The 14,318-nt window shown below is 63.1% G+C and carries 13 protein-coding genes; 5 read left to right on the top strand and 8 right to left on the bottom strand.

All coding sequences use genetic code 11. The features are described 5' to 3' along the window. Nucleotides 1-157 precede the first annotated feature (157 nt). Nucleotides 158-673, bottom strand: a complete 516-nt coding sequence (locus LFL96_RS27885) for a hypothetical protein (protein ID WP_281001125.1) — start codon at nucleotides 671-673, stop codon at nucleotides 158-160. Further along, nucleotides 673-3,144 (bottom strand): DUF6531 domain-containing protein, encoded by a 2,472-nt coding sequence (locus LFL96_RS27880; protein ID WP_281001124.1) that lies wholly within the window; start codon nucleotides 3,142-3,144, stop codon nucleotides 673-675. The genes LFL96_RS27885 and LFL96_RS27880 overlap by 1 nt, the downstream gene beginning before the upstream one ends. Nucleotides 3,145-3,489: 345 nt before the next feature. On the opposite strand from LFL96_RS27880, the gene LFL96_RS27875 reads away from it, so the two are divergent. Both LFL96_RS27875 and LFL96_RS27870 read left to right on the top strand, forming a co-directional pair. After that, nucleotides 3,490-4,047 carry a Fic family protein gene (locus tag LFL96_RS27875; protein WP_281001123.1) on the top strand — a complete coding sequence of 186 codons (558 nt, stop codon included), beginning with the start codon at nucleotides 3,490-3,492 and terminating at the stop codon, nucleotides 4,045-4,047. Nucleotides 4,048-4,092: 45 nt separating this feature from the next. Continuing rightward, nucleotides 4,093-4,359, top strand: coding sequence for a cupin domain-containing protein (locus tag LFL96_RS27870; protein WP_281001122.1), 267 nt, complete (start codon nucleotides 4,093-4,095; stop codon nucleotides 4,357-4,359). Between the two features lie 33 nt (nucleotides 4,360-4,392). Here LFL96_RS27870 and LFL96_RS27865 read toward each other — a convergent pair whose 3' ends face one another. Both LFL96_RS27865 and LFL96_RS27860 read right to left on the bottom strand, forming a co-directional pair. After that, nucleotides 4,393-5,508, bottom strand: a complete 1,116-nt coding sequence (locus LFL96_RS27865) for a succinylglutamate desuccinylase/aspartoacylase family protein (RefSeq protein WP_281001121.1) — start codon at nucleotides 5,506-5,508, stop codon at nucleotides 4,393-4,395. Between the two features lie 68 nt (nucleotides 5,509-5,576). Continuing rightward, the gene (locus LFL96_RS27860; RefSeq protein WP_281001120.1) at nucleotides 5,577-6,344 is read right to left on the bottom strand and encodes a transporter substrate-binding domain-containing protein; all 768 of its coding nucleotides are present in this window, start codon (nucleotides 6,342-6,344) and stop codon (nucleotides 5,577-5,579) included. A 126-nt stretch (nucleotides 6,345-6,470) separates the two neighbouring features. Between LFL96_RS27860 and LFL96_RS27855 the strand changes: the two genes are divergently transcribed. After that, nucleotides 6,471-7,391: a LysR substrate-binding domain-containing protein gene (locus tag LFL96_RS27855; RefSeq protein WP_281003877.1), complete on the top strand. Its 921-nt coding sequence runs from the start codon at nucleotides 6,471-6,473 to the stop codon at nucleotides 7,389-7,391. Between the two features lie 58 nt (nucleotides 7,392-7,449). Here LFL96_RS27855 and lysA read toward each other — a convergent pair whose 3' ends face one another. After that, nucleotides 7,450-8,703 carry a diaminopimelate decarboxylase gene (gene lysA / locus LFL96_RS27850; protein ID WP_281001119.1) on the bottom strand — a complete coding sequence of 418 codons (1,254 nt, stop codon included), beginning with the start codon at nucleotides 8,701-8,703 and terminating at the stop codon, nucleotides 7,450-7,452. A gap of 111 nt (nucleotides 8,704-8,814) precedes the next feature. On the opposite strand from lysA, the gene LFL96_RS27845 reads away from it, so the two are divergent. Both LFL96_RS27845 and LFL96_RS27840 read left to right on the top strand, forming a co-directional pair. Then, a complete protein-coding gene (locus tag LFL96_RS27845; RefSeq protein WP_281001118.1) occupies nucleotides 8,815-9,762 on the top strand; it encodes a LysR family transcriptional regulator in 948 nt (315 codons plus the stop codon). A 153-nt stretch (nucleotides 9,763-9,915) separates the two neighbouring features. After that, the gene (locus LFL96_RS27840; protein WP_281001117.1) at nucleotides 9,916-10,770 is read left to right on the top strand and encodes an oxidoreductase; all 855 of its coding nucleotides are present in this window, start codon (nucleotides 9,916-9,918) and stop codon (nucleotides 10,768-10,770) included. Nucleotides 10,771-10,839: 69 nt separating this feature from the next. Here LFL96_RS27840 and LFL96_RS27835 read toward each other — a convergent pair whose 3' ends face one another. From LFL96_RS27835 to LFL96_RS27825, 3 genes are all read right to left on the bottom strand, one after another. After that, on the bottom strand, nucleotides 10,840-11,283 hold the full coding sequence (locus tag LFL96_RS27835) for a rubredoxin (RefSeq protein ID WP_281001116.1): 444 nt from the start codon (nucleotides 11,281-11,283) through the stop codon (nucleotides 10,840-10,842). Nucleotides 11,284-11,749: 466 nt separating this feature from the next. Continuing rightward, nucleotides 11,750-12,769, bottom strand: a complete 1,020-nt coding sequence (locus LFL96_RS27830; protein ID WP_281001115.1) for an alpha/beta fold hydrolase — start codon at nucleotides 12,767-12,769, stop codon at nucleotides 11,750-11,752. A 157-nt stretch (nucleotides 12,770-12,926) separates the two neighbouring features. Beyond that, nucleotides 12,927-14,174 carry an aromatic ring-hydroxylating dioxygenase subunit alpha gene (locus LFL96_RS27825; protein ID WP_281001114.1) on the bottom strand — a complete coding sequence of 416 codons (1,248 nt, stop codon included), beginning with the start codon at nucleotides 14,172-14,174 and terminating at the stop codon, nucleotides 12,927-12,929. Nucleotides 14,175-14,318 lie beyond the last annotated feature (144 nt).

The raw sequence follows: 14,318 nt of genomic DNA, 5'->3' as shown, positions 1-14,318 counted from the left end.
AGTACACCGGTTCGCTCGCAGGCATGCCCGCGAGCTCCCGAATGTGAGTCCTGGCCGTAGTCAACAGACCGTTGAATTCAGCCGCGTCGTCGAAAAAGATACGCCCGTCCATTTCACCTCACTTTGAGTGTCGAGAGATTGCAAGTACTCGAGTTTTTTATGGCTGAACTCGAAAAAGCTCCGGCGGAGTAATGAAGAACGGATAGAAGCGCTTTGCGCACTCCATGATGGCCGGCGGTCCATAAAGAACACCAATGTCCCAGGATCTATCACCGAACGCGATCCATTCGCCTGTCAGCGGCATGACCACGTAGCGTTCGTGATTCACGCCCAGCGCGTCGGCGATGTTGCCACCAGGGTCTCGCATCATGAGCTCAAAAAAATCTTCGTACGTGTTACCGCTTCGATGAATGAAGCCGGGATATTTGCCGAAGAGGTGATGGAAATAAGTGAACGGATCGGGTTTAAGAATCAACGTCGCGAAATCAGTCGCATTCTCGAACGCGAGCAACGTCTGTGCTAGCTCGTAGAATTTTTGCGTCGCGATGTCGATCGCATCAAAGTAAAGTAGATCGTCGCGCGGCTTGCTCACTAGAGACGAAACGTTCGTCGTCGCACGTTCCCACAGTTCCGTAAACGCTGCTCGGTCGTATATATAGTCCAGATCTTTCATCACTTGGCCAGTCGTATTTTTAGGGTTGCGCTGGTGGCTCCTGCCGGGAAATATTCCGCAGTTGGGCTGCCAGCGTTCGAATGCTCACGCACTGTGTACTTGAGATCGCCTTTGGTAAAGATATCCGTCTTACCGTCGGAACTGACCTTTTCGGCCCAACCATCGTTGCGTAGATTTGCTTCAAATTCACCCTTGCCAACATCTGTTTCGACATTCCGCGTGCTCCGGCCCACCGTAATATCAGTGTATTCCGACGTAATCCGTCCCGGCGGAATCCCATCGACCTCCGTCTCGGCGGCCGGCTTGCACATCTGCTTGATGCGCTCCCAGTTCTCCGCCGCCTTGCGCGCACCCTGACCGATGCCGTATCGCACCGCCGGGTTCTGTGCGATCCGCCAGACAAACGCAATACCTCGCGCCGCACCGTCGATCAAGCCCACCGAGAAGTGGCAGCTTCCACAAATAGCGCCTCCACCAACGGCCGTCCCCGACCGCAGCATCGACCGGGCACCCTGCAACCCCGCAGGCGGCCCAACCGGCGAATCGCCATTGTTGTAGTTATCGATCCACTGATCCGCCTCCTCGCTGCTGACCGGAATGTCCGTGCCGTCGTTCAGATCGAGCACGCTGCCGTCCCTCGCAACCGTCGCGCTTCGCGCCGCGACCTGGCCGTCCGGCGAGTACGTCCACCTCGCCTTGAACACGCGCCGGATACCGCCGTTCGCCGGACTCGCGTACTCGCTGAACTTGAAGACGTCGATGCGCCCGCGCCGGTCGTAACGCAGATAGAAATCGCCGGTCGGGTTGTAACCGGCTAACACCCGGTGCGCCGCGTCACGCAGGACCATTTCGGTCGCGTCCGGAATCGTCTGCTGGATCACGATCGCGAAGACGTTGCCGGTCGCATCGCGCGTGACTCTCCATTGGCCCTTCACCTGGCCGTCCGCCAGTTGCTGCACGAACGCGAGCCGGTTCGTCGCGTCGTACGTCATGCCGTAAGCCATCGTCACGCCGCCGGACTTCGGCGCATCGAACGCGCTCGCGCCCGTTGCATCGAGCGTGGGGGTCTCGGCAATGCCCGTGGTGTTGCCGTTGACGTCGTAGACGAACGACTGGATCAAGCCGGGCGATGCGATCATCGACGGACGCAGACTCGTCGCGTCCGCATAGCGCATTGTTGTGATCGACGTACCGGACGGGCTCTTGATCGTGGCGCGGATGGGGCGGCCCGCATCGTCGTAGCTGTAGTCGGCGCTGCCGCCGCTCGCATCCGTATCCTTGAGCGGCCGGCCCGCGCTGTCCCATGTCGAGGCCGTGTTTCCCGCGACCGACGCGGTGCCCGTCGGCCGCAACATGCCGCCAATCGACGACATGTTTAACGTCGTCGCCCGTCGGCGATCGGTGATCACGGTCGAACCCGGGCCGTAGGCAAACTGCACATTGCGCGATGTGTCGGGATGAGTGACGGCGACCGCGCGCCCCTGCGAGTCGTAGGTCCAGGTGGCGACGCGATTGCCCGATTCGTCGACTTCGCCGGTCAGCGCGTTCCTGAAGCGGGCGTCGTCATAGACGTAGCGGTGTTGATAGCCGTCGGGCCAGGTGATCGATACGAGGTTGCTGCTCGCGTCGTACCCGTATTGCGTCATGCGGCCCAGCGGATCGTTCAGACGCGACAACCGACGCCTGTCGTCGTAGTCCAGACGAAGTGTCAGGTCCTGGTTCGCCGACGTCCCCGTCGCGTGCTGGGTGATGGTCGTCAACAGACCCGATGCGTCGTAGGCGAGCGTGCGCACGAATCCCGTCTTCGTGGTCTCGGACAACAGCAGACCCTGCGCGGAGTAAGACTCAATGGTTTCCGTTTGCAGGTCGGTCAGCGTCCAGCCCGATCCGTTCTGCGAAAGCGCGAGCCCCGTGAATCCAGTCGAGCGCCACGTGCCGCTCGTCCAACGGAACGTCACCGGCTCACCCTTGTCCCGATACGCGAGAACCGTCGACGAACTCCCGTTGTTCGAATTAGCCAGCCCGAGGCTGCGCTGCCAGTTGTGGAACCAGACCGGTCCCATCGCCGTGGCTGCGCCTGACAGCGATTTCGAGCGGTACGTGCGTGTGAACAGCAGGGGAATGTCGTCGCCACTGACGAAGTCGGCTTGCGTCAGCGTCACCGCGCCGCTGCCGGGATACACCGGATCAGCAACCGGGCACGTCGCCTCCGGTTCGTCTGGAACCGGCGAGGCGCACCACTGATCGATCAGCGCGAGGTCGTTGATACACGCGTAGTTGCCCATGCCGCCCGGCGTATTGCCCACGACGTCGAGGCGGCAGGTTTTCGATCCCGGCATTGCACCGGACTGCGAGTAGAGCGTGAGACAGTCGGTTGCATTTGCACCGAATGCAATGAACAACAGCGCAAACAGGGCGATTGCGCGCATCAGATCGCCCATCGTTCCGCAAGGCGAATCGTTGAATCTCATAGGCCTCCCTTCTTCTCAGCGTCGTTGGAAATTCGCAATCGCTAGACGCTGAATCAGGGAGGTCCGACTCAGAATAAGAAAACTCGGAAAAGGTGAAACCTTGAGACGAAATTTGACGGATGTGCAAAATTGCCGGGCATGGCGAATCGGGGTCGCGGTTTGCAACAAGATGAGATGCAACGCTCTATGGCCTCAGAAATGCGTCCGGTTTTCATGCCGTCCGCTACCCATCCCGGCCGGAATTTCGCCGATGCTTGATTGTTGTCCCCATTGGGGATATAGGACCTGAGATGACTTTGACCGTCACCTGGGCGCATGACAACAAATCTCGCATTGGGAATGCAAATGCCGAATCAAATCGCCGGGCTCCTGAACACGATCGACGCCGACAAGGCGACGCTCGATGCGGCACGCCCGCTGCCGCGGCACACGGTCGCTTCTTTGCGCGAAAAGCTGATGTTGGAGTGGACGTATCACTCCAACGCGATCGAGGGCGCGAGCACGACTCCGCCCGACTTCCTGCATCCGCCCGCCGAAATGGCCGCTCTGATCACCTGGTATGAAACGGCCGGAAACATGCACCCCGTCGAACGTGCGGCGGAACTGCACACGCGCTTCGTGAAGATTCACCCATTCGTCGACGGTAATGGCCGGACGGGACGGTTGCTGCTGAACTTCGAGTTAATGAAGGCGAGCTACCCGCCCGCGATCATCCGCAAAGAAGATCGGCTTGCTTACTACGCCGCGCTCGACAAAGCGTGCGTCAGCGGAGACTATAGTGACACCGCCCGCCTCGCGGCCGAGTCGGTCCAGCGCTCGCTCGACAACTATCTCGACGTGCTCGGGCTACGTCGCGCAACTGCACCGGATACGGCTCCGCCGTCGCCGGGATCTGGCATGTAAGAGGCCACGCCGAGGCGCGTTCACCTCCTTGTATAAGGCCCCACCATGAACCGCGAAACCTTCACCCAAAACCTGACGCAAGACGGTTTCCCCGAACCCGTCGTCGTGACGAAGGAACCCAACGCAACAATGGACGTGCACACCCATCCCTTCGAAGCGAAGGCGCTGATCCTGGAGGGCGAACTGCACATCGTCTGCGGCGACGAGGAGCAGGTGTACAAAGCCGGCGACGTCTTCCACCTCGCGGCTGACAAACCGCATTCGGAGCGCTACGGTCCGAATGGTGTGACGTATCTGGTCGGAAGAAAATAAGGAACGGCGGGCAACCCACCCCGCCCTATATCCTCACGCCCCCAGCAACACCCCCGTCCTGAACGGACGCGTGCCCGTCACGCGTCCCAACGGCGCGCCCGCCGTCACGAAACGAATCGCGCGACGCATATAAAACACGCCTTCGGTATGGCTGGAAATCGTGGTCGTCTCATCCGTCAACGGATCGACGATATCGAACAGCGGCTGCCCAACGCGAATCGTGTCGCCGATCTTCGCGCGATGAATCAGAATCCCGCTCACCGGTGCGTAGAACTGCTCGCTGCCGGCCAGCGGCGTCGCCGGCGACAGCAACGGCGGCAGCGGTTTCACCGCGCCGCGAATCGCCTTGCGCCACACCAGATAATCGACGATCGCGTCCGCATCTTCCTGCGCCACCTCGTACGACACGTCACGCTGTCCGCGACACTCCACCGTCACCGCAACCGCGCCGTTCGGTACCGGCTTGTCCGCCGGCATCGCCTGCTGCAACGTCCACCACAACAAGCTGTGCGTCTCGTCGAACGAATCGCCGCCCGAGTTCGTCGCGAGCAGCGAAGCCTGCGCGCCGAGGTAGCGCGACAACGGCTCGAACTCCGCCCATCCGGCCTCGCTGGTGTAGACATGCATCGCCGCTTCCAGCGAGCAATGCAGATCGATCACCACGTCCGCATCGTGCGAAAGCTTCAGCAATGCCAATTGCAGCGAGTCGAATTCCGTCAGCGGCTTCTGCGCGTCCAGTTCTTCGGCGATCAGCTTGCGCACCAGCCGCACGTTTTCCTTGGGATCGCTGCCCAGCACTTCCTGCGCGCGCGCCGCCAGCTTCGTGAACTGCAGAAAATGACGGTTGAAGTTCTTGCCGCTGCCCAGATCGAAACGGCCGAGAAACTGGCCGAGCACGTATTGACCGAGCCCGACCGGATTCGCCACCGGCACCAGCACGATTTCCGCCGCCAGCGCGCCTTGTCGTTCCAGTTCGAGCAGACGACGTTTCAACAGCACGGTGGTCAGCATCGCGGGCGTTTCATCGGCATGCAGCGACGACTGGATGTAGATCTTGTGTCCCTGATCCGTCGGGCCGAAATGAAACGACACCAGTTCGCGGTGCGTGCCGATAGCCGGCGAGAGAAGCGGAATCGATTGCCTGTTCATGAAGGAAAAGCCTGGAGCAAATGCGGATAAGGGGGAAATAAGGCGACTCGTCGCCGGTCGATTGCCGGTCAGTTGCCGTACGGGTCGAAGTCGAAGTACTTCTTCGCGATCTGCGCGTACGTGCCGTCCTTGAGCATCGAGGCGATCGCCGCGTTGATCGACGCCTGCAATTCCGTCTCGTCCTTGCGCAAGCCGATACCCACGCCGTGATCGCCCATCGAAAGCGGCTCGCCGACGAAGGCGAAGCCCTTGCCCGCCGGCGTGCGCAGAAAACCGTAATCGGCTTCCACCGTGCCGAGCAACGCGCCGTCGAGCCGGCCGTTTTCCAGATCGGCGAAGACTTCGTCCTGGCTCTTGTACGCGACCACGTGCACGCCGTTCGGCGCCCAGTTCTTCAACGCATACGATTCGAACTGCGTGCCCGACTGCACGCCGATCTGCTTGCCGGACAACGCATTCAACCCGGCCGAGAGCGGCGAACCTTGCCGCGCGATCAGATGCGACTTGAACTGAAACAGCTTCGACGAAAACAGGATCTGCTGCTGACGCTTCTCCGTGATCGCCATCGACGACATGACCGCGTCGATCTTGCGTGCCTGCAACGCGGGAATCATCCCCGAGAACTCCAGCTCCACCCATTGGCAACGCGCGTGAATGCGTTTGCAGATCTCGTTGCCGAGGTCGACGTCGAAGCCCTTGAGCGTGCCGTCGGGCGCCTTGGCGTCCATCGGCGGATAGGTCGGATCGATGCCGAGGCGCACAGTCTGCGGCTCGGCGGCGAATGCGCCGCTGCTCAAGGTCAGCGCGGCGCACAGGATCGTCAGCAGAGTTTTCATGGAAGGCGGGTGGGAGTGTGGAGTGGGCGGAGTACGACAGCACGATCCTATGCCGCGCCCGCGCCTCAAAGAAGTCCCATTCGGACTATCATGATCACTTTTACCGATCACCGGACCCACTCCGCCATGGCATTGACGATCTCCCAGTTGCGCGCGTTCACCGCGGTGGCCGAGCACGGCAGCATCCGCGCGGCGTCGCGGGCGCTCGGCATCGCGCAGAGCGGGATCACGCAGCAGTTGCAGAATCTCGAATCGATGCTCGGCGCGACGCTGTTCACGCGCACGAATCGCGGCATCGCGCTGACCGCGCTGGGGCAACGTCTGTTGCAGCGGGCGGGTGCGATCATCGGCGAATGCGAGCGGGCCGAGCAGGAAGTGCGGCAACTGCGCGGCGACTACGTCGGCGAAGTCACGTTCGGCATGACCACCGAGCCGTTGATCGACGCGCTCGCGCCGGTGTTGACGCAATTTCGCACGCGCTTCGAACGGGTCGCGGTGCATCTGCGCACCGGCACCTCGCGCATGATGATCTCGCGGATTCGCGAAGGCACGCTCGACTTCGCGGTTGCGCTGGTGTCGAAGTACACCGATACGACCGATCTTTCCGTCACGCCGCTCTATCCGTCCGATCCGGTCGTCGTGTGCCGGCGGGGTCATCCGAAGGCACATGCGACGTCGCTTGCCGAACTGGTCGATTGCCCGTGGCTGGCCACGCGCTCGCCCAATCTCACGGACAACCCGCAGGTGCACCGGCTCAACCAGATGTTCGATAGCCACGGGCTGCCGCCGCCCAGAATCATCGCGACCGTGGAGGGTCTGTACGAGACGCTGCATCTGGTCGGCGCGACGGATTGTCTGTCGCTGGAGGCGTCGGTCGTCGCGCAGCGCGGGCCGTTCGCGAGCACGCTGACCGCCATTCCCGTGCGCGAGCGGGCGGTCGAGCAGGATGTCTGCCTGCTGCAACGCGCGGCGGTTCCGCTGACGCCGGCCGCGCAGGAATTCGCGACGATGATCGCATCGTATTCGCGCACGGTGCGGGCGCGTTGAGGCGGGCGTGTTAGCGCTTGCCTTGCCTTGCCTTGCCTTGCCTTGCCTTGCCTTGCCTTCAATCCATCGTTTCAAGCGCAACCAGTTCCTCGATCGTCTGGCGACGCCGGATCACTCTCGGCTCGCCACCTTCCAGCAACACCTCGGGCGCGAGCGGCCGGCTGTTGTAGTTCGATGACATCGACGCGCCGTACGCGCCCGCATCGTGAAACACGACGAAGTCGCCTACCTCCGGCGCGGGCATCGTCCGATTCATGACGACGCCGCCCGCTGCCTGCGTAAATACATCGCCGGCTTCGCACAACGGCCCGGCGATAGCGAGCGCATCGGGCGCGGCATCGCTCGGCGCACCGCTGCGTTTCAACACCGTCATTTCATGATGGCTACCGTAAAACGAAGGCCGCACCAGATCGTTGAACCCCGCATCGACCAGCGCGAATTGCTGCGCCGGCCGCCGGTTCAGCGCGTGCACCTCGGCGACGAGCAGGCCGGCCTCGGCCACCAGAAAGCGCCCCGGTTCGATCTCCAGTCTCACGCGATGCCCGACGTGCGCCTCGATCCGCCGGCGCGCCGCGTCCCACAACCGGAAGTAGTGTCCCGTATCGATGCGCGCGTCATCCGCTTTGTACGGCACGGACAGTCCGCCGCCCGCGGAAATCGCCTCGATATCGTGCCCCTGAAGACCTTGACGCCCTTGAACCGCCTCGACCATCGCATCGCACACCCGCGATAGATGCGCATAGTCGACGCCGGAACCGATATGCATGTGCAGCCCGACCAGCTTCAGCCGATAGCGACGCACGAGCGCCAGCGCCTGCGGCAACTCGTCGAGCCAGATGCCGTGCTTGCTATGCTCGCCACCCGTGTTGGTCTTGTTGCTATGTCCGTGGCCAAACCCAGGATTGATCCGCAGCCACACGCGATGACCTTCCGGTGCGTGTTGTCCGACACGTTCGAGCATGTCGAGCGACCCCGCATTGACCGTGATGCGTTTCTCGATCACGGTGGCCAGCGTCGCGTGATCGATCAAGTCCGCGGTGAAGATCACGCCCTCCGGGTCGCCGTCCGGCGTGAAGCCCGCGGCGAGGCTGCGCGCGATTTCCCCGTGAGACACCGCGTCGACGACCACGCCTTGCGCGCGCATCAACCGAAGAATGTGCAGATTCGAACACGCTTTCTGCGCGTAGCGAATCACGTCGAATGCGCGCAGTTCGTCGATGCGCTGGCGAATCGTGTCCGCGTCGTAAATCCACAGCGGCGTGCCGTGCTGTCGCGCCAATCCGGCGATCTGGTACGAATCGAATGACGTCACGATTTCCTGCTCCCATGCTCAAGCGTTGACCTGACCGACATGATGCGGAGAACCAGCCTTTCAGTAAAATACCTATTATTCGCTGACCCATTCATTCCTGATATACCCATCATGGCGCTCACTCACCGTCACATCGAAGTTTTTCGCGCGCTGATGACGACAGGCAGCGTCACGCAGGCCGCCGCCATGCTCTTCACCTCGCAGCCGACGGTGAGCCGCGAGCTCGCCCGCATGGAACAGAGCATCGGCTTCGCGCTATTCGAACGGGTGCATGGACGGCTGCGTCCCACGGCATCCGCGTTGACGCTGTTCGACGAAATCAAGCGCGCGTATGTCGGGCTCGAACGCGTGGCATCGACGGCGGCGAGCTTGCGCGAGTTCCAGGGCGGCCAGCTTGCCGTGATCGCGCTGCCCGCGTTCTCGCATTCGATCCTGCCGGGCGCGTCGAAGCGCTTTCTCGATACGCAACCCGGCGCGAGCGTGTCCGTTGCGACCCAGGAATCGCCCTTTCTCGAGGAATGGCTCACCGCGCAACGCTACGATCTCGGCCTGACCGAACACGGCGCGCCGCCGGCCGGCACGCGTCTGACGCCGCTGCTCGAAGTGGATGAAGTGTGCGTGCTGCCCGACGGGCATCCGTTGCTGAACAAGCGCGTCATCGCGCTCAGGGACTTTGCGAATCAACCGTTCGTCAGCCTGTCGCCCAACGACCCTTACCGGGTTCAGATCGACGACGCTTTCGCGCAAGCCGGTATCGCGCGCCGCCAGATCGTCGAAACGCCGAACGCGGTCTCGGTGTGCAGTTTCGTGCGCCAGGGGCTGGGCATCGCGATCGTCAATCCGCTGACCGCACTCGATTTCGCCGACCGGGGTTTGCAGATTCGTCCGCTCGCGATATCGCTGCCGTTTCGCGTGAGCGTGATCGAGCCGGAGCATCGGCCAGGCCATCCGCTTGCGCGGGTCTTCGTCGAAGCGCTGCAAAGCGAGGCCGCCGCGCTGCGTCTAGAATTGAAGCGTCACACCGGAGGCCGTGCGCATCGCGCGAACTCTCGCTCCTGACCCGGCAATCAGACCGGGCACGCTTCACGCTAAGCACTTTGGCGATTCAGCGGCTTCACGAGCTGCGCGAACCGTACAACACGCCGCGCCGCACGCGTTCGCACGCCGTGTTCCGCATTCCGACGTCGCAGACCATCAACAGGAGTTTCCCAAATGATGAATCGAGACAATCCCGTCTGGCTGATCACAGGTTGTTCCACCGGCTTCGGCCGCGAGCTCGCGAAGCTGGTGCTGGAGCGCGGCTGGCGCGCGGTGGTGACCGCGCGCGACCCGTCGAAGGTACAGGACATCGCCGCCGCGCACGGCGACCGCGTGCTGGTTCTACCGCTCGACGTCACCCAGCTCGCGCAGGTCGAAGCGGTGGTCAAGCAGGCGAAGCAGCACTTCGGCCGCATCGACGTGCTGGTCAATAACGCGGGCTACGGCTATCTCGCCGCGATCGAGGAAGGCGACGACGCGGAGGTCCGCGCGATGTTCGAAACCAATGTGTTCGGTCTCGTCGACACGACCAAGGCGGTGCTGCCGATCATGCGCGCACAGAAGAGCGGGTTGATCGTGAACGTGTCGTCGATTGGCGGCATCACGAGTTTCGCGGCGACTGGGTACTACCATGCGACCAAGTATGCGGTCGAGGGCCTGTCGGAATCGCTGGCGATGGAGGTGAAGCCGCTCGGCATCGACGTGATGATCGTCGAACCGGGACCGTTCCGCACCAATTGGGCCGGACCGTCGATCAAACAGTCGGCCACCGTGATCGACGATTACGCGAGCACCGCCGGCGAGCGCCGCAAGCAGACCGAGGCGCGCAGCGGCAAACAGGCGGGCGATCCGGTGCGCGCGGCGCAGGCGATCATCGACGCCGCGCTGTCCGACACGCCGCCGCTGCGTCTACTGCTCGGCAAGATGGCGCTCGAACTGGCGCGCAAGAAGCTCGACTTCATGCGCGGCGATTTCGACACGTGGGAAGCGACCACGGTGGGCGCGGATTATCCGGAGGGCGCGGGTTGAAACTGAGGGATTGAAACGTTGGTGGGTTGAGAAGCCGGTGGGTTGCTGGTGAGTTAGCAACCGCCGGCTTCAAAACTCGACAAGCGCGAAATCTTCCTTGCCCACGTCGCACAGTGGGCAACGCCAATCCGCCGGCACGTCCGCCCAGCGCGTGCCCGGCGCGAGTCCTTCTTCCGGCAGGCCTTCGGCTTCGTCGTAGACCCAGCCGCAGATCACGCAGACCCATTGCTTGAAGTCGTCCGCCGGCGCCGCGGCAGCGGGCGCCGGCGCGTCGTCCGCGATCGTCGGCGTGACTGACGTGACCGATGCAGCAGATGCGACAGACGTGGCATCGAGGCTCATCACGAGCGGCGCATCGGTCGCCGTGGGCGACGCGGCGAGCCGCGCCTGCAACGCTTCAAGCAGTCGCTGCGCCTCGGCCTGCGTCAGATCGATCCAGTACGGATCGCCAGCGCCGTCATTGAGCCGCTCGGGCGAAAACTGGATTTCCACGGCGACGCCCTTCTTGTACATGGCAGATCGGAATCTCTATCGGGAAACGGGAAAGCCGGACGCGCGCGCGTCGAAAAATGTTCCGACGCGCGCACTGACCGGCATGAACGAAAAAACGGAAAACCAGGCGGCCGACGAAACGTCGCGGCGAAGTCAGACGAACTGATTCAGCACGATGGCGGCAATCAGACCGGCCGCGCCGATCAGGCCGAGCAGTTGCAGCAGGGTGAGGGATTTACGCGATGGGGTGGAGACGGGTTGCGAGGTCACGGGCGTTTCTTCAAAAGTCGGAAAAAGCGAAATGGTACACGGGTCCGCGAGCCGGTTAGACCGACTGGCGCAAACCCGGGTGTATCAGATCGACAATCAGGCCGACATTATGCCCGCTCGCGCACGCTTCATTGACTCGCGTCAGGAGATGGATTAATTCTCCGCGCGCCGCAAAGATTGCCCGGTATACGCCGGGCATCCGGAACTCGCCAGGCGTTCAGGACGCGACGGCCTCGCCCTGCCGCTCGGACACCGCCGCCACGATTTCGGCCACCGCGGCCGGCTCCAACGTCAAACCGATATGTCCGACGCCGGGCACGATCGTGACCGGCACCACGCGTCCCGCTTCCGCGAAAACCCCGGCGAATTGATCGGCGTAGAACGCTTCGTCGTTCGCGCCGACCAGCACCTCGACCGGACGCCGGGTCGCGCGAATCGTCGCGCGATAGTCGTCGCGCGGACGGAAGTTCTGCATCAGGTTGTACGAGTACTGCGGCGTGAGCATCGCCGCGGCTTCCGGTGTCAGCGCGAACGCCACCGTCGGCAGATGATTGAAGAAGGTGATGCGCAGCTGGTTGAGAATCACCAGCGCGATGGTTCGCGGCAGGCCCACGTTCACCCATCCGCCACCGCCGCGCCGCGTGCTCGCCGCGTTGTGGTGAATCAGCGGCGCGAGCAGCACGTAGCGATCGAAAGCCATCTGCCGCGCGTCGCCCGCGAAGCGCAGCACGAAGCCGCCGCCTGCGGAGAAACCGGCCAGCGTGCGCGGGCCTGGCGGCTGCACGGCGTCGATGAAATCGCTGAGGTCGTCTTCCAGCTGGCCGATGTACGCGATCGTGCCTTTCTTGCCCGATTCGCCGTGACCGCGTACGTCGGGCACGTAGACGTCGTAAGCCTCCGCGACGAGCGCCTTGGCCAGCGTATGCATGCTTACGCTGCTTGCCGACGAGCCGTGAATCAACACCACGCTGCCGCGTATGCTGCCGGGGCCCGTGCCTATGCCTGTGCCCGCACCCGTGCGGCCACGGTAGACGCGATAAGCGAGCGCGGTTTGATCGCGCGCAACGAAATGTTCGAGGGGAGGTAAATCGGAGTAATCGATCGACTTGAACGGCGAGTTGATCGAATCCATGGGCGGAGGGGCTTTGGGGCCGCCCTTCGCGAGCGCCCACGCTACATAGGCAAGGCCCGACAACAACACGACAATCGGCATGACCGCATGCAGTTCGATACTCATCGGATGAGCCTCTCAGGCGATTAATTATGTTTGTATGCTTTCCCGATCGATCAGCCCGCGCCCCGCGCACGGTGGTGATGCCAGCCGCATCGCCCGGCACGCCGCTCATCGTCGCGGATGATTGTACGGTCCAGGGCGACGCAAAAATACTCGAATATCAGTTATTCGGCTGCGGCTTGCCGTGCCGCGAATCCCAGAAGCGGATCACCGATGTATCGCCCGTGCCGGCGCCCACCACCTGATCCGGCGCGCCGCTTTCGCGCAGCAGTTCGCGCAGTTCGTTGATCACGGGGAACACCTCGTGATTCCAGTCCGCGCCTTGCGAATCGTGCGCACGCTGCTCGGCTTCGACGATCTCGCGGTCTTCCTTGAAGATCCGCTCGGTGAACCACACGAGCAGCGGCCAGGCCAGATTCAGCACGCCGGGAATGCCGGGCTTGCGGATGGACAGCAGACCGAAGGTGCGGTTGGTGCGCTGCTCGCGGTCGAGCGGCACGTAGATGATCCACAGGTCCATCACCAGCGTGTTTTCCGACGTACGGATCTGCAGCGTCTGATACGGATACTGCGTGCGGATCGTCATCACGTCCTTGTCGTTGTCGCCGCCGGTCTTGCGGCTCTGGCCGAACACGATCGCCTCGCCGATCGGCTGCTGGCCGGCCATGCGCGCAAACGTGTAATCGACCTCGACCCAGCCGTCGCCGCGCCGCCGGCCCAGCGAACGGGCGCGCATCTGGCCCATCTGCCGGCGGTGCAGGAACTGATGGTTCATGTCCATCAGGTTTTCGTGCATGAACGAGTAGTGGCAGTTCACCGGACGGCCGAAGCGGCGCGTCTTGTACTTCGGGTCCGATACCGAGCCGAGCGGCGGCAGCGTCTGTTCGTCGGCGAGAGCGGGGTCGCCCGGGAACACGAAGATCAGGCCTTCCACTTCGCGGCACGGGTAGGAGCGCACGCCGTTGGGCAGGCGGTCCTTGCCGAGATACGGCACGTCGATGCAGCTGCCCGAACAGTCGTAGGTCCAGCCGTGGTAGCCGCAGCGAATCGATTCGCCTTCCACCACGCCCTGATGCAGCGGAACCTGCCGATGCGCGCAGCGATCTTCCAGCGCGAACACCTTGCCGGTCTCGGTGCGCGCCAGCACGATCGGCTCACCCGCGAACGTCACACCGTGCGTCTTGCCGCGCTTCACCTCGTGGGACCACGCAAGCGGATACCAGTAGTCGGGATGAATCCCGACGCGGCGCAGGTCGCGCACCGGTTTATCGTTGGCGGTCGGGTTGGGTGTCTGGCCGTTGGCGGACCATTGCGCGCTCTTTTGCGCTGCGTCACGCGCCGGCGGCGCGTCGACGGTTGCGACGGTTGCTTCTGCGGTGTCTTGTTCTAGCGGGGGAACAGCATGCATAGGTGGGGCCTCCGTGCACGAGCGGATAGAAGGTCGCCGCCTTTCTCGAGGTTCTGTCAGGGCGGCATCGCCCGTCAGTCTACTCGAAGGAGGGGTCCCCTGGGTTCCCCGAGCGCACCCTGGGCCGCGCCGGCGCCCCGCCCG

The sequence above is a fragment of the Paraburkholderia sp. D15 genome (genome assembly GCF_029910215.1).
Lineage (GTDB): Bacteria > Pseudomonadota > Gammaproteobacteria > Burkholderiales > Burkholderiaceae > Paraburkholderia.
This window is presented reverse-complemented; position numbering and strand designations above follow the sequence as displayed.